Origin of the sequence: Pseudomonas uvaldensis, assembly GCF_021271205.1 — a bacterium.
Classification (GTDB): Bacteria; Pseudomonadota; Gammaproteobacteria; order Pseudomonadales; family Pseudomonadaceae; genus Aquipseudomonas; species Aquipseudomonas uvaldensis.
Map to the genome: position 1 here is coordinate 346,355 of NZ_JAIWKS010000004.1, position 20,334 is coordinate 366,688.

Genomic DNA, 20,334 nt, shown 5'->3' on the forward strand with positions numbered 1-20,334 from the left:
ACGACAACCGTTCTACCTCACCTCCGTAAAGACAGGCTAGTAGATTGCAAATATTTAGGCACGATTTGCCATCACTGACCGAGCGCATCCCGATGAGACGACTATGCTGTACCCCATGAAGGGCCAAGTACAGGCCGGAATACTCATGCCAGCGAAAGGGATATCAGATGTACCCACGGTTGCGTAGTCAGCATCGCCCCGGTGCACGGCCATGAGCCTGCCCCTGGACAAAGCCAATCGGCGAATTCTGATCGTCGACGACACCCAGACGATCCATGAGGATTTTCGCAAGATCCTCTGTCCCCATGCGCCCCCCGAAGATGGCTTGAGCAGCGCCGAAGAGGCCCTGTTCGGCGCACCGGTTGCCGTCTCCAGCCAGAGTTTCGAACTCGATTCGGCCTTCCAGGGCATGGAAGCTCTGAACAAGGTAGAGACGGCGCTGGAACAGGGGCAGCCTTATGCCATGGCCTTTATCGACATGCGCATGCCCCCCGGCTGGGATGGCCTGGAGACCATCGAACGGCTATGGCGCGTCGATCCCAAGCTGCAAGTGGCGCTGTGCACCGCTTATTCGGATTATTCCTGGGAAGACATCGCCGATCGCCTCGAATTGGGCGACCGCCTGCTCATCCTGAAAAAACCCTTCGATGCCATCGAGATCCGCCAGATGGCCAGTACCCTGACTGTCAAATGGCAGATGACCGAAGATGCCGCGCTGAAGATGGACATGCTCGAACAGGCGGTGGAAGAACGCACCCGCGAGCTGGCGGACGCCAACATTATCGTGCAGAACAGCCCGACGATCCTGTATCGCCTGCGGGGCGAGCCACCGTTCCCGCTGATGTACATCTCCCACAACATCACCAAGTTCGGTCATGTTGCGGCAGAACTGGTCAATTCGCCGGACTGGGCACAAGTGCTGATCCACCCCGACGACCAGCCCAAGGTCGACGAGGCCATGATTCGCGTGCTGGACCGTGACATGGCGGGAGCCTCCATCGAGTTTCGCATGCGCACCGGCGACGGTTCGTTCCGTTGGGTGGAGAACCGCTACATTCCGGTGCGCAACGAGCACGGTCTGCTACTGGAGGTGGAAGGCATCATCCTCGACATCACCGAACGCAAGCTGGCCGAGGAGAAGATCGCCCAACTGGCCCGCACCGACGGCCTGACCGGGCTGGCCAACCGCGCTACCGTGATCGAGCGCCTGCACCAGGCGTTCGCCGCTGCGCGCCGGGGGGCGGCGCCCTTCGCAATGTTTTACCTGGACCTGGACCACTTCAAGCGGATCAATGACACCCTGGGCCATCCCATCGGCGACCTCTTATTGCAGGAGGTCGCTGCGCGCATCAAGGGCTGCACCCGGGAAAACGACGTGGTGGCGCGCCTGGGCGGCGACGAGTTCGCGATCCTGCAACTGGATGTCCACGAACCGACTCAATGCGCCGCGCTGGCGGCCAAGATCCGCGACACCCTCGTGGCGCCCTACTCCCTGGACGGTAACGACGTGCGGATCTCCGTGAGCATCGGCATCGCCCTGTATACCCCCCAAAGCCTGAGCGCCGACAGCCTGATGGCGCAATCGGACATGGCCCTGTACCGATCCAAGGAAAAAGGTCGCAACCAGTACCATTTCCACAACGAGGAGATCAACCAGGAAGTCACGGACCGGGTCGCCCTCACCAACGACCTGCGCCAGGCCATCGAGAACAATGAACTGCAATTGCATTACCTGCCGGAAGTCGACCTGGGTACCGGGAAGATTCTGGGCATGGGTGTACAGGTACGCTGGAAGCACCCCGAACGGGGCTGGCTGGACCAGCCGGCGTTCATGCCGGCGGCGGAAAAAACCGGGCTTATCATTGCCCTTGGTCACTGGGTCCTGGACAAGGCCTGCCAGCAGATGCGCCAATGGCGCGACCAAGGCATGGCGCCCCCGGTAATCGCTATCGACCTGTCCCTGACCCAACTCAAGACCGGGCCGGAACTGATCTACGATGTCTTGCGCACCACCGCCCGCTGGGAACTGGCCCCCTGGGACCTGCGCTTCGACGTGACCGAAGCCACCCTGGCCCAGACCAAATGGACCCACAACGACGTGCTGCCACGCCTGTGTGAATTGGGCGTCCAGGTTGCCATCGACGATTTCGGAACCGAATATTCCTCGTTCGATTATCTCAAGACCTATCGGGTCAACCATCTCAAGCTCGCTCAGCGCCTGCTCGACAGTGCCAATGACGACCCCGACAACGCCACGACGTTGCGGGCGATCATCAACTTTGCCCGGGACGTGGGCATTGGCATCATCGCCGAAGGGGTCGAGACCCATGAGCAGCGCGCCACACTGATGTCCAGCGGCAGCGGCGCACCGATATTGGCCCAGGGACATTACTTCAGCACGGCGGTCGATAGCGGCCAGGCCGCCGAACTGCTCAAGGCCGGGACCATCGTGCCCGTGACGGATCACTGGACCCGCCCCGCTAGCCAGCTATCGGAGAGTAACCCATGAACCCCATGTCGGTACCTGCCAACCGAAGAATTCTGGTGGTGGACGACACACCGGCGATCCACCAGGATTTTCGCAAGATCCTCAGCCCCAGTGCCGGCAGCGATGACTCGCTGGACGACACCGAGAGCCTGCTGTTCGGTACCCCCCAGGTCAGTCGGTTGCAATTTCAGATCGACTCGGCCTATCAGGGCGAAGAAGCGTTGGAACTGGTCAAGCGCGCCCAGGCCGAAGGCCAGCCCTATGCGATGGTGTTCGCCGATATGCGCATGCCGCCGGGCTGGGACGGCCTGCAAACCATCGAGCGGCTGTGGAAGGTCGATCCGCGACTGCAGATCGCCTTGTGCACAGCCTTCTCGGACTACACGTGGGAAACCATGTCCGAACGCATCGAGTTCGACGACCAGTTGCTGATTCTCAAGAAACCGTTCGACACGCTGGAAATCCGCCAGATGGCCAGCGCCATGACCTGGAAATGGCAACTGGCTCAGGACGCGGCGAGAAAAATGCGCAGCCTGGAGCGCACAATCGAAGAGCGGGTTCAGGAACTGCTCAAGGTGTCCCACCTGCTGCAGTACGACGTGCTCACCGAACTGCCCAACAGCATGTTGCTGGGTGATCGACTGACGCAGGCCATGGCCCAGTGCCGTCGGCATGATCGACAACTGGCGGTGATGTTCCTCGGCCTGGATCGCTTCAAGCGCATCAACAACGCGCTGGGTCACCCGGTCGGCGATGAAATGCTCAAGCGCGTGGCCCGGGCATTGGCGACGGTGGTTCGAGAATCCGACTCGGTGTTTCGTTATGGTTCCGATGAGTTCGTGGTCGTGCTCGGAGACATCATCGATCCGCAGCAAACAAAAGGCGTGGCGGAAAAACTGCTGGCAGCCGTCAGCTCCCCCCAACCGATCGACGGCCATGACCTGACCGTCACCGCCAGCCTGGGCGTGAGCATGTATCCGACCGACGGTTTCGACGCGGTGGCGCTGATCAAGAAAGCCGAGACGGCGATGCGTAACGTCAAGGAAAACGGCCCCAACGATTACCGTTTCTTCACCGAAGACATGAACCGGCGGGCCCGGCAGCAACAGACCATCGAGTCCGGCCTGCGACTAGCCCTGCAACGCAAGGAATTCGTGCTGCATTACCAGCCCAAGCTGGACCTGCGCAGCGGCAAAGTAGTGGGCGTCGAGGCGCTGGTGCGCTGGGACCGGCCCGGTCACGGACTGGTCTATCCCTCGGACTTCATCCCCGTGGCCGAGGACAGCGGTCTGATCGTACCGCTGAGCCAATGGGTGCTCCAGGAAGCCTGCCAGCAGGCCCGTAGCTGGCAGGCCCAGGGCATGCGAGCGCTGTACCTGTCGGTGAACATCTCGGCCATCGACTTCCGTCAACGCGGCTTCGTCGAAGGCATCGCCCGCACCCTCAAGGAAACCGGGTTGGACCCGACACAGTTAGAACTGGAGATTACTGAAAGCGTGCTGATGCAGAACATCGACACCACCGTTGCCGTCCTCAAGGCCATCAAGCAACTGGGCATACGGTTGGCCATCGACGATTTCGGCACCGGTTATTCGAGCTTGAGCTACTTGCAGAAGTTTCCAGTGGATGTTTTGAAGATCGACCAGTCGTTCGTCGGTGACCTGAGCATCGACAGCAACGACGCCAAACTGGTAAGCACCATCATCAGCCTGGGCAAGAGCCTGAACCTGCATATCATCGCCGAAGGTGTGGAAACCCTGGAGCAGCTGGAATTCCTCAAGCTTCATCAATGCGAGGAGGCCCAAGGGTATTACTTCAGCAAGGCCGTGGAGCCGCAGGCTTTTGTCCAATGGATGACCGAGTGGGAACAACGTCCAAACCCGTTTTCGTGAACTGCCAGGCCCTATCAACCAAAAGATTCAAGGAAGCATCCAATGGCGTCATCAGGACTGTTATTGGCTCTAGGCCTGTTCATCGGGTTAAGCGTGACCGCTCACGCCGCGCCACTGGACGAACCCCTCAAACCGCTGCCAGCCGTTCCGGCCCTGGACCCCAAGCGTGTCCAGTTGGGCCAGCGGCTGTTTTTCGACCCACGGCTGTCGGTCAATAACACCCTGTCCTGCGCCAGTTGCCATCGCCTGGACAAGGGCGGTGCCGACGACAAAGCCTTTTCCCTGGGCTTCGATGGCAAGCCGGTCGAAGTCAACACGCCTACCGTATTCAATGCCAGCCTGAACTTCCACCAGTTCTGGGATGGCCGCGCCGACACCCTGGAAGAACAAGTGCACGTGGTCGTCACCAGCCCCACGGAGATGGGCAGCACCTGGGAAACCGTGGTCAAGCGCATCGCCGATGATCCGGGTTATGCCAAGGATTTCTCCGCCGCCTACCCCGACGGGGTCACCAAGCCCAATATCCAGGGCGCCCTGGCCGATTTCGAACGTACCCTGCTGACGCCCAACTCGCGCTTCGACCAATACCTGCTGGGTAACACCGACATCCTGACGCCCCGGGAAAAATTTGGTTACCAGCGTTTCAAGGAGTACGGCTGTATCGCTTGCCACCAGGGCGTGAACATCGGCGGCAACATGTTTCAGAAATTCGGCGTCATGGGCGACTACATTGGCGACCGGGGCAACCCGACCCGGGCCGACGAAGGCCGTTTCAACGTTACGGGCGATGAGGCCGACCGCCAGGTCTTCAAGGTGCCGAGCCTGCGCAACGTGGCCCTCACCGCACCGTATTTCCATGGCGGGTCGGCGCCGACCCTGGAGCGCGCGGTGGAGGTGATGTTCAGGTACCAGTTGGGGCGTGAGCCCTTGAAGAACGATACCGAGCTGATCGTCGAATTCCTCAAGACCCTCACTGGCGAATGGGAGGGCAAGCCATTATGAGCGCCCTTCGTCGCTTCGGCCTGCTGCTCGTCGGCCTCCTGCTCGCCTCGGTCCTGTTGTTCATGTACGTCAACTCCAGCCAGCAGCAGGCCGCCTCGTACATTGAATCCCGGGACCTGATCCGCCTGCTCAAACAGCAGGACGCCATCTGGGACAACGAAGTGCTCAAGTCGCGGATCGCCCTGAGCCACAACTACGATCCGCTGGTTTCCCCCCTGCATGAAATGGCGCGCCTGTGGCAGCGACTCGATGCCATTGAATCGGAGCCGGGTCGCCACGCGCCAACGTTGTGGGAGGCCCGGCGCGATGAATACCTCAAGGCGGTCAAGGAAAAGACCCGACTGGTGGAGCAATTCAAATCCCACAATGCAGTGCTGCGTAACTCCCTGGCGTTCCTGCCGACCGCCGAGGACGATATCCAGGCTGAGTTCGCACGACTGTCCGACGACGACAAACTGCAATTGCAAAGCGTCGCCATCGACACTTACGACCTGCTGCTCAGCAGCATGGAGTTCTCCCAGCTCACCACTCGCGAAACAGCGGCGGAAGTGCTCTTGGGCCTGAACCGGCTCGATGTCAACAGGGAGCGCTTGCCATTGGGACTTCACGGTCCTATCAACATCCTCAGCCGGCACATCGCTCTGATCTTGCGCGAACAACCGCAGGTCAACGACTTGCTGGCAGCCATCGAGGCAGTCCCCGTGTCGGATCACCTGGATACCATCACCAACCTGTTGGAGAAAGATCAGGAAATAGCGGCCAGCAAATACCAACGCAACCACATTTACCTGTTGGTATTCGCCACTCTCCTGGCGCTGTTGTTGATCTGGCTGGCGATCCGGCTGGTGCGTAGCTTCGCCGAGATCAAGCGGGTCAACAACGCCCTGCAGACTGCCAACGATGAACTGGAGCAACGAGTCGAAGAGCGCACCCGCCAGCTCAAGGATACCCAGAGCGAATTGATGGATACCGCCCGCCAGGCCGGTATGGCGGAAATCGCGACCAATGTGTTGCACAACGTCGGCAACGTACTCAACAGCGTGAACATCTCCGCCGACCTGGTCAGTCGTAAACTGCGCAGCAGCAAAAGCCAGGGGTTGGGCAAGGCGATGCAATTGATCAACGAACACACCAGCGACCTGGGGCGTTTCCTCACCGAGGACGAAAAAGGCAAGCTGCTGCCCGGATACCTCAATCAACTGGTGGAAGCCATGGCAGTCGAGCAACAGGGCCTGATCGACGAGCTGGCGCAGTTGAGCAAAAGCGTGGATCACATCAAGGACATCGTCTCCACGCAGCAATCCTATGCCGGCGCCAACTCGCTGATGGAGCCGCTGACGGTCAGCGAACTGCTCGAGGACGCCCTGCGCATGAACTCCGGCGCCCTGACCCGTCACCATGTGACGGTGATCAAGGAATACGGCGACATTCCCAGGATCATGGGCGACAAGCACCGCCTGCTGCTGATCCTGATCAACCTGATCAGCAACGCCAAGTACGCCATGGCCGGCGTGTCCAATCATGCACGGAACATGACCCTCAGCGCCGCGGTCGTAGATAGCGAGACCCTGCAGATCAGCGTCAAGGACGAAGGTGAAGGCATCCCGGCGGAAAACATGACCCGCATCTTCGCCCATGGTTTTACCACTCGCAAGGAAGGCCATGGGTTCGGCCTGCACAGCTGCGCATTGGCCGCCATTGAAATGAACGGCCACCTCACCGCTCACAGTGACGGGCCGGGCACGGGGGCAACGTTCGTGCTGCAAGTGCCGCTGAAACTCGCGGAAGGTGAGCCATGAACAACCTGAGCAATCGGCGCATCCTGCTGATCGACGATACACCTGCCATCCATGATGATTTCCGCAAGATCCTCACCCCGGAGGAGGATAGCAATACAGACCTGCAAGACATGGAAAGCGCCCTGTTCGGCGAGGCACCGAAGCCTTCCGGGCCGGTATTCGAGCTCGACTCGGCCTATGGCGGCCAGGAAGGCCTGAGCAAACTGCTTGAAGCGCTCGACAAGGACCGTCCTTATGCCCTGGCCTTCGTCGACATGCGCATGCCCGAAGGCTGGGACGGCGCCCGGACCATCGAAGAACTCTGGAAGCGCGATCCGCAATTACAGGTAGTGGTCTGCACCGCCTATTCGGATTATTCCTGGGATGAATTGCTGGACCGCTTGAAGGGTCATGACCGGCTGCTGATTCTGAAGAAGCCCTTCGACAACATCGAAGTCCAGCAAATGGCCAATACCCTGACCACCAAATGGGAAATGACCTTCCGCGCCCAGCTGAAGATGAACAAGCTCGAAGAGCTGGTGGAACAACGGACCCAGGCGTTCAAGCAGGCCAGCTCCCTGCTGCAGATGGAAATCGACGAACGCAAGATGTTGGAAACCCAGTTGGTGCAATCGGAAAAACTCGCCTCCCTGGGCCAGCTGGCAGCCGGGGTCGCCCATGAAATCAATAACCCGATCGGTTTCATTTCTTCCAACCTGGGGGCGCTGGACGGCTATTTCGGAAAACTGGGAGAAATGCTCGAGGCTTACGGCAGTGCCGAAGAAGCCATCGCCTCGCCGGAAACGGTGGTGCGCCTGACGAAGCTGCGCGAACAGGTCGAACTGGACTTCCTGGTCGAGGACATTCCCGTGCTGATCAAGGAATCCAAGGACGGCATCGCCCGGGTCGGGCAGATCGTGAAGGACTTGAAGGACTTCTCCCGCGTCGACTCCAATCAGGAATGGCAGATGGCGAATTTGCAACAGGGCATGGATTCGACCCTGAACATCGTCGCCAACGAGATCAAGTACAAGGCCGACGTGATCAAGGAATACTCGCCATTGCCGGAAGTCGAATGCCTGCCCTCGCAGATCAACCAGGTAATCATGAACCTGATCGTCAATGCCGCCCAGGCCATCGGCCCGGAGCGTGGCACCATTACCCTGCGCAATGGCGTGGAAGGTGACAAGGTGTGGATCGAAGTGGCCGACACCGGCTCGGGCATACCGCCGGAAACGCTGCAAAAGATCTTCGACCCGTTCTTCACCACCAAGCCCATCGGCCAAGGGACGGGGCTTGGGCTTTCGCTGTCTTATGGGATCGTGAAGAAGCATAACGGCGAGATCACCGTGCGCAGCGAAGTGGGCGTGGGGACGACGTTCCGTGTGGAGTTGCCGATTCGACAGATGAAATTGGCGGGGTGAGCCTGGACGAGGATCATTTTGCAGCAAGGCTCCCTCGCCACAGATTAGATCCCTCAGCCAGGTAAACTCCCTCGTTGCGCTCCTCAACAGTCGCCCAGCGTTTTGTCGCGCCACAGCGCGTTTTCCGCCCCCATCGAATTGATGAACTTGGCTTGAGCACGCACTCACACTCAAGTCTCTCGACCATTAGCCAGAGCGCCCAGCTGCCCTATCATGGAAGGTGACTGAACCTCAAACGACTGTCAGCACCTGTCAAGTCTGACAGTAGACGACAATTCCCCGTCGATTGAACATCCCTGGCAGATTGTTCACTATTCAGGGCGGTCGTTATGTTGAATCGGCGGGAACTGGTCAGTTTTGCATCGCTTTACGCGGCACTCGCCTCGTTGAACGTTCCTGCAGCGGTTGTGGCCAATGCTGCAACATCCAACGAGGGCGTTCGCTTAACGTTCGACACCCTGGTCTCGCTTGCCGAAGAGACGGCATTGAAGCCGTACGTGCGCCCCACTACACCGACTGATGCCTCTCTATCGAAAATCGACTACGAAGCCTTGGGCCATATCCGGTTCGACCCCACTCGTGCCCTTTTCTCCAACGGCCCAGGCAAATACCCCATCACATTCTTCCATATGGGCAAATTCTTTCGCGTCCCGGTCAAGATGCATGTCATCACCAAAGGCATCGCCCATCCGATCATTTACGACAAGACACTGTTCACCATGCCTGCCGACAGCCCGGCCCAGGCACTCGCGCCCGACAGCGGCTTTGCCGGGTTTCGCCTGCAGGAAAACCGCCTGGAGGATCAGAAGAAACTCGATTGGAAGCAAAATGACTGGGTAGCTTTTTTAGGCGCCTCCTATTTTCGAGCCATTGGCGAACAGTACCAGTACGGCATTTCAGCGCGGGGTATAGCGCTAGACGTGGCCCAGGCGGACAAGGCTGAAGAGTTTCCGGACTTCACCCACTTCTGGTTCGAGACGCCGATTGATAACCGACAGCCAACCATGACGCTGTATGCGTTGCTCGACGGTCGCAGCTTGTGCGGTGCTTATCGCTTTGTGGTCAACCGCACCAAGGGAGTGGTGATGGATATCGAGGCCGCATTGTTTCTACGCCAAGGCGTTGACCGCTTCGGTATCGCCCCGCTGACGTCCATGCATTGGTTCGACGAAACAGCCAAGCGTACGGCTATCGACTGGCGCCCGGAGGTTCATGATTCCGATGGATTAGCCCTGTGGACAGGAACAGGTGAGCGCATCTGGCGGCCGCTCAACAATCCCCCGCGAACCATGGCCTCGGCATTCTCAGACAACAACCCACGAGGTTTCGGACTGCTTCAACGGGACAGATCCTTCGACCACTACCTGGACGGAGTCAATTATCAGCGCCGCCCCAGCGTATGGGTCGAGCCTTTGGAAAACTGGGGCGAAGGCAGTGTTCAACTGGTGGAAATCCCGACCGACGATGAAATACATGACAACATCGTCGCGATGTGGGTGCCCAAGGAACCTGCCGAGGCAGGTCAGCAGTACCGTCTGAAATATCGGTTGCACTGGCTCAGCGACGAGCCTTACCCCACGGATCTGGCGCGCTGCGTAGCGACCCGCCTTGGGAACGGAGGCCTTCCGGGCCAGCCACGTCCCAAGGGTGTACGTAAATTCGTTGTGGAATTCACCGGCGCGCCTCTGGAGAAGCTCGCCTTCGGCGTGCGACCCGAGGCCGTGCTCTGGTCGTCCAGGGGCACGTTTTCGAATGTGTTTACCGAGCCTGTACCCAATGACGTCGCGGGCCACTGGCGTGCTCAATTCGATTTGACCGCCGAGGGGAATGAGCCTGTCGAAATGCGCCTGTATCTGCGCCAGGGGGAAATGACGCTCTCCGAATCCTGGCTCTATCAATACCACCCTTTCAACCCAGTACCAGGCGCCTTGGCACAGCCCGCCCCTCACCGCTCAACGTCGGTATCGAAGGCTTGATGCAATGGACTTTGTGCGCGTTACCACAGCAGCGATGCTGGGTACATTGATCGCCGTTTGCTGGTTTCACTCCACGGCTCGAGCTGGCGAGCAATCCGGGAAACAGCAGGAAGATGCCGCTTTTATCGAACGACTGATCGGCCAAATGACTCTCGAGGAAAAGGCTGGACAGTTGACGCAGTTGGGCATGCTAGTCACCCCTACCGGGCCAGTCGTGGACAATAAAGGTCAGAAACCCATCGGTATTGCTGAAGTCGGCTCCCTGCTGGGTGTATATGGCGCCGAAGTCACCCGCAGGCTGCAACGCGAAGCCATACAGGGTTCACGCCTGCATATTCCACTCTTGTTCTCCCACGACGTGATTCATGGCTTTCGTACGGTGTTTCCCACACCGTTGGCAGAGGCGTCGGCCTGGGATACGGATCTGTCACAACGAACCGCCAGGGCTGCAGCCGTTGAGGCAACTGCCAGCGGCTTGCATTGGACCTACGCCCCAATGGTTGATATCGCACGGGATCCGCGCTGGGGACGGGTCATCGAAGGATCGGGCGAGGACCCTTTTCTCGGCGCGACATTGGCGGCCGCCCGAGTGCGCGGTTTTCATGGCAAGGGTTTTCCCGACACCTCGACAATTCTGTCTACCGCAAAGCACTTTGTCGGTTACGGCGCTGCGGAAGGAGGCCGTGACTACAACATATCGGAGATGTCCCAGCGAACCTTGGAGGAAGTCTACCTGCCACCCTTTCGTGCCGCCGTAGAAGCCGGCGTAGACACGATCATGGCCGGCTTCAATGAAATAGACAGCACCCCGATGCACGCCAACCGAATGTTACTCAAGGACAAATTACGCGACGAGTGGGGATTCCAGGGACCGATCATCAGCGACTTCAACGGCGTCAGCGAACTCATGCAGCACGGCGTGGCCTCCACCACTCAAGAGGCCACTCGACGGGCCTTTAACGCCACGATCGATATCAACATGGCCAGCGCAGACTATGCCACCGAATTACCTGCCCTGGTGCGTAGCGGCCAATTACCGCAGTCGCTTATCGACGATGCGGTGCGACGTGTGCTTCAGACCAAGCAGCGGTTGGGCTTGTTCGATGACCCGTATCGTTACAGCGATACAACCCGCGAGAAAGCTCTGACATCGATGCCTCGAACGCGTGCCCTGGCACGAGAAGCCGGACAAAAATCCATCGTGCTATTGAAAAACGAAGGTGCATTGCTCCCGCTGCCAAAGAATCTGCGCAAGCTCGTCGTGGTCGGGGCCCTGGCGAACGACGCTCAATCCACTCTAAGCTTCTGGTCCGCCGCCGGTCGTGCCGAGGAATCGATTACGGTACTGGAGGGAATAAAACGTGCCGTAGCGCCCGGAACCCACGTTGTCTACGTCTCTGGTGCTTCTCCCGAAAGCCTCGATACCTCCGGAATCGACGAGGCGCGACGTGCCGTCAACGATGCCGACGCAGTGGTTGCCGTACTCGGTGAAACGGCTGACATGAGCGGGGAGGCGCGTAGCCGTGCCTCCCTCGACCTGCCTGGCGCACAGAACGCACTTGTGGCCCAGTTGCACAGTACCGGCAAACCGATAGTCGTCATCCTCATGAACGGCCGCCCGCTGGCTATACCGACGGTGGACAAACAGGTGCCCGCCATCCTCGAGGCCTGGTTCCTGGGATCCGAAATGGGGCATGCCGTGGCCGATGTGTTGTTTGGGGACGTTAACCCCAGTGGCAAGCTTCCTATCACGTTTCCGCGCACGGTCGGACAGATCCCCCTTTACCATGCGCATAAAAACACCGGGAGACCACCGGATAAGGCCAATGTTTATACCTCCAAGTACCTTGACGAAGAATGGACCCCCCTCTACCCATTTGGTTACGGTTTGAGTTACACCACGTTCACTTATGGAGTGCCGAAGCTCAGTCAGCGGCAGTTGACCTTCGATGAAACGCTTACCGTCGAGGTGGAAGTCCACAACAGCGGCCAACGAACCGGTGATGAAACAGTCCAGCTGTACTTACGCCAAGATGTTGCGACCATCACTCGTCCGGTTCGGACACTGCGCGGTTTTTCCAAGGTTCGACTCGCTCCGGGTGAAACGAAGACCGTTAAATTTCTGTTGGATCAGGATGATCTGGCATTACTGGGCGATAAACTTCTACGGTTCGTTGAAATGGGCACGTACCAGGTATTCGTCGGCGGCAACTCCAGCACTGACAATGGGGCCAGCTTTGAAGTCATGACGAGTGCGCAACTGCCGGAGCGCTACCCAGCCATTCCACACTTGCCGCACGAAAGTGCCCAACGCTGATTGAACGGTCATCGCGACTCGAAACCACCAAACCACATATCCGGCGCCGAGGCATTGTGTTTCGAAAGAGTCGAGCGTCCGACCCGGATGTCCTTCACCTCCGAGCGAACAAACGCCATAAGATCCTCACTGACCAATCCGCGCTCGCCTCGTCGGTGAAAAAAAACTTGCGAGGCGTCCGCATTGTCGGGGGCAACATACATCGAGCGAATGGCGACGATTGGCGCATCGGCTGGCGATGGGCGGCTGTGGGAATAGTCCAAGACGGCGCGCTGTTGGTTGATCTCGACGATTTTCATGCTGCCATGTGAACCGTCTTGGTAGTTCAGCTCAAAGGTCCGGCTGGCGGGATTGAACTGGACTTTCAACAAGTCGACCACAGGTCGCGATGTTTCTTTAATGGGTCCTACCAGAAAAGAACTGCCATAGGCACCGGAACCCAAATGAGACACCGGGAGCGGTTTGAGACGCCAGTACCCATCCGTTGGGTAAAGTACCAGAAACTCCTCGGGAGGATGTTCAGATTGGCGAGCGTCCTTGAGGTAAACCTGAATCAAATGAATATTGCTTCGGTGAACACCGCTGACACTGACATCCACAACGCTGGACCGCCAGAATCGCTCCAGCGTATTGCCCATCACCAAAAGTTCATTCGACTCCCACAACACCATTCGCCTGGGGGTGAATCTGAACACCGGATCCTGGGCATTGCCGCTACCGTCAAATGAACAATCCGAAAAATCAGGTGCCGAGCGGTCCGACACCAGCGATTCGATGTAGCCAGGGTGCAGCGCTTCAATCCGAAACCTCTGGATATCACGACTCATCAGCTTCACATAAACATTATCTTCTTCGGCACAGCGCGTTGGATATGATGCATTAATAGCGGTTACCCAATCGTCGCCCTCAGCCGCTCTTGTGCATCCGGTCGATAACGCAGAAAACGCCACAAGGCACGCTGCACACCATGATTTCTTTTGGGGTTTAACAGAAAACTTGAATGTCGTTGAACTGTCTGTACATCCCATAGAAGTTTCCTTGGGCCAGGATGGATGACTGACGTTAAGCCCCATTCAAGTCTACGGTCTACTGTCAGCTCTGACAGTAGACAACCGGCCCCGGAAAGCCTTGTCGGAAGGACGACACCGTGCATAAGAAAAAGCCCCGACCATCGGACCGGGGCCCTCTTTCACAAGGCTGGACCTAAGAAGCCGAATTCACCGCCTCCTGCCCCTCCCCCGTCGGCTGCAACTTCAAACCATAAAACAACATTGTCAACACCACCAGGAACGCCGGCCCCACATACAGCGCCACGCGCGTATCCGGGAAGTACGCCATCAGCCCCACCACCAGCACCAGGAATGCCAGCGCCAGGTACGAGCTGACCGGGTACAGCCACATGCGGTATTTCAACGCGGCACGCTCGCAAGCGCTTAGCCCTTTGCGGAACTTGAGCTGGGCCAGCAGGATCATCGCCCAGGTCCAGATCGCGCCGAAGGTGGCGATGGAGGTCACCCAGACGAAGACTTTTTCCGGCACCAGATAGTTGAGCAGCACGCCCAACAGCAATGCGGCGATGGACAGCAGCAACGCGCGACGCGGGACGCCGTTGGTCGAGGTCTTGGCGAAACCGGCCGGGGCCTGGCCGTTCTGCGCCAGGCTGTAGAGCATCCGCCCGGTGCTGAAGATACCGCCGTTGCAGGAGGACAGCGCGGCGGTGATCACCACGAAGTTGATGATGCCGGCGGCGGTCTTGATGCCCAGGCGCTCGAAGGTCATCACGAAGGGGCTGCCCTGGGTGCCGATCTCGTTCCACGGATAGATCGACAGGATCACGAACAACGCACCGACATAAAACAGCAGAATCCGCCAGAACACCGAACCGATGGCGTCGGGGATGGTTTTCTGCGGGTTCTTCGCCTCACCGGCGGTCAGGCCGATCATCTCCACGCCCAGGTAGGCGAACATCACCATTTGCAGCGACATCAACACGCCCTGCACGCCGTTGGGCATGAAACCGCCATGGGTCCAGAGGTTGGAAATGCCCAACGCCACGCCATCGTTACCGAACCCGAAGGCGATGATGCCCACGCCGCCAATGACCATGGCGATGATGGTGACGATCTTGATCAGGGCGAACCAGAATTCGAATTCGCCGAAGGCCTTGACCGCGATCAGGTTGATCGAGCCCATGCTGACCAGTGCCGCCAAGGCCCAGATCCAGCGGGGCACGTCGGGAAACCAGACGCCCATGTACACCGCCACCGCGGTGATCTCCGCCACGCAGGTCACCAGCCACAGGAACCAGTAGTTCCAGCCGGTCAGGAAACCGGCCAGCGGGCCGAGATAGTCCTGGGCATAACGGCTGAACGAACCGGCCACCGGATTGTGCACGGCCATCTCGCCGAGGGCGCGCATGATTACCAGGATCGCCAGGCCGCCGATGATGTAGGACAGCATGATCGCCGGGCCGGCCATTTCGATGGCTTTGGCCGAACCGAGGAACAGCCCGACACCGATGCAGGCGCCAAGCGCCATCAGGCGGATGTGTCGCTCGCCGAGCTCACGTTTGAGCGGACCACCCTGAGCGGTCTCGCCATGGGGCAGATGATTGCCGACAGGCATAGGGATACAACCTCGTTTTGTTATTGGATTAGCCACCGAGTGTCCAAGGCCGCAGACCGGTAAGCCTGCCGCCTTGCCGAAACCGGGTCTGTCTTGTGGGCAGACCGTCCTGTGGAACGACAACCTCAGGATCAGCGGGTCGTGCAGTATAAAAAGCCAGGGATAGAGAGATTCACTGTAAAACCTGGAAATTTCAGGGATAAGCCTCCGCCAGAATCAGCTTTTGGAGAGGTGTTATCTGAGATTCAGGTCATTCGAAAACGCCGCCGAGTATTGCACAGTGACGGTACAGCGTCATGTTTTGGCGTAGGGTGATGGCTCTGGCACGAGGCTTTCCGGACACCGCTACCCGTTATGGGGACTATCTGTACGAGGGATTTATCTGTGTGAGGGACTTATCTGTGATGAGGGGTTTTATCCGCTCGCCACAAAGAGCGGCGAGTGGAAGTCATGACAGACCGTACCCACAATTTCCCCTCCCCCCGCGCCAACCACCGTCTAAGCTTCAAGCAAGTCCGATCAATCTGCGTGAGTGGATCAGTGACTATGGGCGCTTTGTGGCAAACCGATTCGAGTAAACCTGTGGTCCCGACTGAACGTATGGAAGAAGCGCCTTTACCCCAAAAAAATCGCCGTGCCCGGCATGGCTGGCGGGCTTTCTGGTTGTTGCTGCTGATTATCGCGGTGGTGGTCGGCCTGGCGGCCGCCAAGGAGATGCGCACTTCAAGGTTCCAGGCCAGTGAACTGAGCCGGTACGCCGGATCCCTGAGCTATTCGGTGCAGCCAGGCCCCAGCGATGCTATCGTCTATCCCGGCGACGGGCCGTTCGACCGGCGGTTGGGCTACAGCGCCCTGGGGGAGTTCCTGCCGCGATTGCTCAAGCGCAATTACGTGATCCAGGCCCAGGCGCGGTTTTCGCCGGCGTTGATGGACTATGTCGACAAAGGGCTGTTCGTCCCCTACCCGGAAAAGATCCAGGCCGGCCTGACCATCACCGATTGCCGCGCAGCACCGCTGTATCAGTTCAAGTACCCGCAACAGTTGTATGCGAGTTTCGACGCCATCCCGCCGGTGGTGGTACAAAGCCTGCTGTTCATCGAGAACCGCTTCCTGCTCGATCCCCGCTACCCCGAGGCCAACCCGGCAGTGGACTGGCCGCGCTTCGGCATGGCGGCGTGGTCACAAGTGGCCAAGATGTTGAGCCTGCCTGGGCAATCCGCCGGGGGCAGTACGTTGGCGACTCAGCTGGAAAAGTACCGCCATTCCCCCGATGGACTCACCGTTTCCGGCGCGGAGAAAATCCGCCAGATGGTGTCCGCCAGCGTGCGCGCCTACCAGGCCGGCCCGCAAACCCTCGAGGCGCGGCAACGGATCATCCGCGACTACCTCAACAGCGTGCCGCTCTCCGCCGTTCCGGGTCATGGTGAAGTACACGGCATGGCTGAAGGCTTGCGGGTCTGGTACGGCGCCGACTTCAAACGCGCCAACGAACGGCTGTTCAACGACGCTACCGACCCACGGAGCCTGGCTGAAAAAGGCCTGGCCCTGCGGGAGATGCTGTCGCTGATGATCGCCCAGCGCCGCCCTTCCCATTACCTGTCCAAGGGCCGCGACGAGCTGGCGAGCCTGACCGATAGCCATCTCCGGCTGCTGGCACAGAACGGTGTGATCGATGGAGCCCTGGCCGATGCAGCCCTGGCGAGCAAGGTCAGTTATCGTGACTGGGTCCTGGACCCGACGATCCAGCCCATCGAAACCAATAAAGGTATCAGCGCAGCTCGCAGTCGCCTCGCCACATTGCTCAACCGCCCGCTGTACGATCTCGACCGCCTGGACCTGTCGGCCACCAGCACATTGCAAAACGACTTGCAGGCCCAGGCTACCGAGTACCTCAAGCGCCTGGCGGACCCGACTTTCGCGACCGAGATCGGCCTGATGGGCGAACGCCTGCTGACCCCGACCAGCACCACTCAGGTACGCTACAGCTTCACCCTGCTGGAACTGACCCCGGACGGCTCGCGGGTACGGGTACAGACCGACAGCACCGACCAGCCCTTCGATATCAACGAAGGCAGCAAGCTGGAACTGGGTTCCACCGCCAAGTTGAGGGTGCTCACCACCTACCTGCAAATCATCGCCGAATTGCATGAGCGCTACGGCCAGCAAACGCCGGCCGAGCTGAAGAAAGCCGACATCGCTGACCAGGACCGCCTGTCCCGCTGGGCCGTCGACTACCTGATTCAGAACAGCGACCGCAGTCTGCCGAAGATGCTTGAAGCGGCCCTGGACCGCACCTATTCCGCCAGCCCCGGCGAGGCGTTCTTCACCGGTGGTGGGCTGCACACCTTCCATAACTTCCGCAACGAAGACAACGGCCGCAACCCTACCCTGCGCGACTCCCTGCGCGAATCGATCAACCTGCCGTTCATCCGCCTGATGCGCGATCTGGTGCGCTACGCCACCTACGCCGGCCCCAACAACAGCGCCGAACTGCTCAAGGACGACAGGGACCCGCGGCGCCAGGAGTACCTGGCCCAGTTCGCCGACCGCGAAGGCACTTCGTTCCTGCTCAAGTTCTGGAAGAAGTACCAGAAGAAGGACACCAGCCAGCGTCTCGAGACCTTTCTCGACAGCATGCACCCCACCGCAATCCGTCTGGCCGCGGTGCACCGCTATTTCTTCCCCAACGACAGCCAGGAAAGCTTCAACCGCTTCGTGCGCTCGCATCTGAAATCGGCCAAAAGCGTCGAAAAACTCACCGATGAACGTCTGGAGCGGCTCTACCAGAGCTACGGCCCGGGCGCTTACGACCTGCCGGACCAGGGCTTCATCGCGAAAGTCCATCCGCTGGACCTGTGGTTGATGGGGTATTTATTGAACAACCCCGACGCCAAATTCAGTGAAATCGTCAAGGCCAGCCAGTTCGAACGCCAGGAGGTCTACAGCTGGCTGTTCAAAAGCAGGCACAAAAGCGCACGGGACAGTCGCATCCGTACCATGCTGGAGATCGAAGCGTTCCTGGATATCCACCAGCGCTGGCAGAAAGTCGGTTACCCGTTCGACCATCTCGTACCGTCGCTGGCCACCGCCATTGGCAGTTCCGGCGACCGCCCCGCGGCGCTGGCGGAGCTGGTGGGCACCATCCTCAACGACGGGGTCCGGCAGCCGGCGCTGCGAATCGACAGCCTGCATTTCGCCGCCAACACACCCTATGAAACGCAATTGATCAACGACCCGGACAACGGCAAGCGGGTAATGCCCGTCGAAGTGGCGCGGGCCTTGCGCGGGGCGTTGTCCCAAGTAGTCGATGCCGGTACCGCGAAACGGGTGGCCGGAAGTTTCAAACTGGCGGACGGCACGCCATTACAAATGGGCGGCAAGACCGGTACCGGCGACAACCGCATCGAAGCCATCGGTCCCGGTGGACGGGTGATCAGTTCCAAGTCGATCAACCGCACCGCCACCTTCGTGTTCTACATTGGCGACAGCCATTTCGGCACCCTCACCGCCTATGTCCCGGGGGCCTCGGCGCAAAACTTCAAGTTCACCTCGGCTCTGCCGGTGCAGGTGCTCAAAGGCATGGCGCCGTTTCTCTCGGCCTATCTGCAACCAGGCAGTCACACCCAGTGCAAGCCGTTGATGGCACGACAGTGAGTGACGGCAGACTCATTGCGGCGAGAGGGGATGCAGCCCAACGGGATGGTGCGACATGTCGCCAAATCCCTCACCCAAAATCAGAGGGTAACCCGAGGGACCGCATCGTAAATCACCGTGAATTGGCCGGTGTACAAGCCCGGATTACGTTCGACCGATATGCCGTTATATTGGATGAGCATTTCGGCCTGAGTGCCTGGCGTGGAGGAGGCATCATCGACGACTTCCTGAGGCACGCCATTGAGGAATACATCGTTGAACTTAACGGTCAGAGGAATACGATCCCTGCCATTGTCCAGATAGGCCCTGCCCTCTTGAATATAGGCATGGACCGATCCGTCGGTATTCTTCACGTCGAAGGTCTGGCGTACGGCGCTCAAGGAATTATTCGCGGGGTTGTAATGCATGACCTCGTCTCTGCCGAAATCTGGATTGCGTGGCTGCACATGGAACTGCTTGTTCGGAACATTCGCCGTGATATGGATGGATGTACGCGCATCATCAGCCGCCAGCACCCACGAAGGATTCAGGCCTGCAACAACCAAGGTCGCGGCCATCATTTTCTTTAACATGCTTGATACCTCTTTCTGAGTAATAAAACGCAAATTACACGCCTCGCCACGGGGCCTCATTTCGCCCGGTGTTTTAGCCACGGTGCTCACGGCGCAACAGCATCGAAGACCATATGCACCGTGCCGTAGTAATCCCCCGCCCTGTATCCATCACCGGGCTTGATCGCGGCGATTTCCAACGGCACCTGGCGTCCAGGCCTGGCCTCCAGAGCCGTCACGACCTGGGTCGAGTCCAGGGTCAGCTCGACATTGTTGAACTTCACCCTCAAATCGATACGGTCACGGCCATTGGACAAGTAGGCTTCTTCACCCAGGCGTGCACCGATGGCACCGTTGCTGTTCTTCACCTCGTAAACCGCCCGCAGCGGGCTGAGCTCGCTGGTGATAGAGCTGAACGGCAAGCGTTGCTCACGTTGTACCAACTGCGGGTCGAGGGGCAGCACGTAAAAATCGATCGTCGGAATGGTCACGTGGAGCTCGAAGGTTTCCCGCTCGACCGCTCCCCAGGCCAAGACCCAAGGCAGCATCAAGGCGGTCAACGCAAGAGGGTGTAGCAATGGCTTGAACATAATGATTACCTGTGGCGTCTGCGACGGTTCGTCGACG

General features: G+C 59.2%; 12 protein-coding genes and 1 pseudogene. 9 read left to right on the top strand and 4 right to left on the bottom strand.

The features are described 5' to 3' along the window. Positions 1–211 precede the first annotated feature (211 nt). From LCU97_RS11315 to bglX, 8 genes and pseudogenes are all read left to right on the top strand, one after another. Positions 212–2,509, top strand: a complete 2,298-nt coding sequence (locus tag LCU97_RS11315) for a GGDEF/EAL domain-containing response regulator (protein WP_232776422.1) — start codon at positions 212–214, stop codon at positions 2,507–2,509. Continuing rightward, the gene (locus LCU97_RS11320; RefSeq protein ID WP_053146830.1) at positions 2,506–4,380 is read left to right on the top strand and encodes a GGDEF and EAL domain-containing protein; all 1,875 of its coding nucleotides are present in this window, start codon (positions 2,506–2,508) and stop codon (positions 4,378–4,380) included. Before LCU97_RS11315 ends, LCU97_RS11320 begins: the two co-directional genes overlap by 4 nt. 42 nt (positions 4,381–4,422) lie before the next feature. Further along, positions 4,423–5,382 (top strand): cytochrome-c peroxidase, encoded by a 960-nt coding sequence (locus LCU97_RS11325; protein WP_053146828.1) that lies wholly within the window; start codon positions 4,423–4,425, stop codon positions 5,380–5,382. Beyond that, positions 5,379–7,181, top strand: coding sequence for a DAHL domain-containing protein (locus LCU97_RS11330; protein WP_053146820.1), 1,803 nt, complete (start codon positions 5,379–5,381; stop codon positions 7,179–7,181). The genes LCU97_RS11325 and LCU97_RS11330 overlap by 4 nt, the downstream gene beginning before the upstream one ends. A gap of 590 nt (positions 7,182–7,771) precedes the next feature. Next, positions 7,772–7,858 (top strand): annotated as a pseudogene (locus LCU97_RS26800) (hypothetical protein); the annotation flags it as partial. 291 nt (positions 7,859–8,149) lie between these two features. After that, positions 8,150–8,584, top strand: a complete 435-nt coding sequence (locus LCU97_RS26805; RefSeq protein ID WP_408636387.1) for a sensor histidine kinase — start codon at positions 8,150–8,152, stop codon at positions 8,582–8,584. Positions 8,585–8,913: 329 nt separating this feature from the next. Continuing rightward, the gene (locus LCU97_RS11340) at positions 8,914–10,560 is read left to right on the top strand and encodes a glucan biosynthesis protein (protein ID WP_232776423.1); all 1,647 of its coding nucleotides are present in this window, start codon (positions 8,914–8,916) and stop codon (positions 10,558–10,560) included. Between the two features lie 4 nt (positions 10,561–10,564). Next, a complete protein-coding gene (bglX, locus tag LCU97_RS11345; RefSeq protein WP_232776425.1) occupies positions 10,565–12,877 on the top strand; it encodes a beta-glucosidase BglX in 2,313 nt (770 codons plus the stop codon). Positions 12,878–12,885: 8 nt separating this feature from the next. On the opposite strand, the gene LCU97_RS11350 is transcribed toward bglX, so the two are convergent. Both LCU97_RS11350 and LCU97_RS11355 read right to left on the bottom strand, forming a co-directional pair. After that, positions 12,886–13,905, bottom strand: a complete 1,020-nt coding sequence (locus LCU97_RS11350; protein WP_232776427.1) for a hypothetical protein — start codon at positions 13,903–13,905, stop codon at positions 12,886–12,888. 175 nt (positions 13,906–14,080) lie between these two features. After that, positions 14,081–15,502, bottom strand: a complete 1,422-nt coding sequence (locus LCU97_RS11355) for an amino acid permease (RefSeq protein ID WP_232776429.1) — start codon at positions 15,500–15,502, stop codon at positions 14,081–14,083. 546 nt (positions 15,503–16,048) lie between these two features. Here LCU97_RS11355 and LCU97_RS11360 point away from each other — a divergent pair. Then, positions 16,049–19,156 (top strand): transglycosylase domain-containing protein, encoded by a 3,108-nt coding sequence (locus LCU97_RS11360; RefSeq protein ID WP_232776430.1) that lies wholly within the window; start codon positions 16,049–16,051, stop codon positions 19,154–19,156. A gap of 80 nt (positions 19,157–19,236) precedes the next feature. Here LCU97_RS11360 and LCU97_RS11365 read toward each other — a convergent pair whose 3' ends face one another. Then, positions 19,237–19,728: a CS1 type fimbrial major subunit gene (locus LCU97_RS11365; protein WP_232776432.1), complete on the bottom strand. Its 492-nt coding sequence runs from the start codon at positions 19,726–19,728 to the stop codon at positions 19,237–19,239. An 86-nt stretch (positions 19,729–19,814) separates the two neighbouring features. Then, positions 19,815–20,297, bottom strand: coding sequence for a CS1 type fimbrial major subunit (locus LCU97_RS11370; protein WP_232776434.1), 483 nt, complete (start codon positions 20,295–20,297; stop codon positions 19,815–19,817). Between the last annotated feature and the right edge of the window lie 37 nt (positions 20,298–20,334).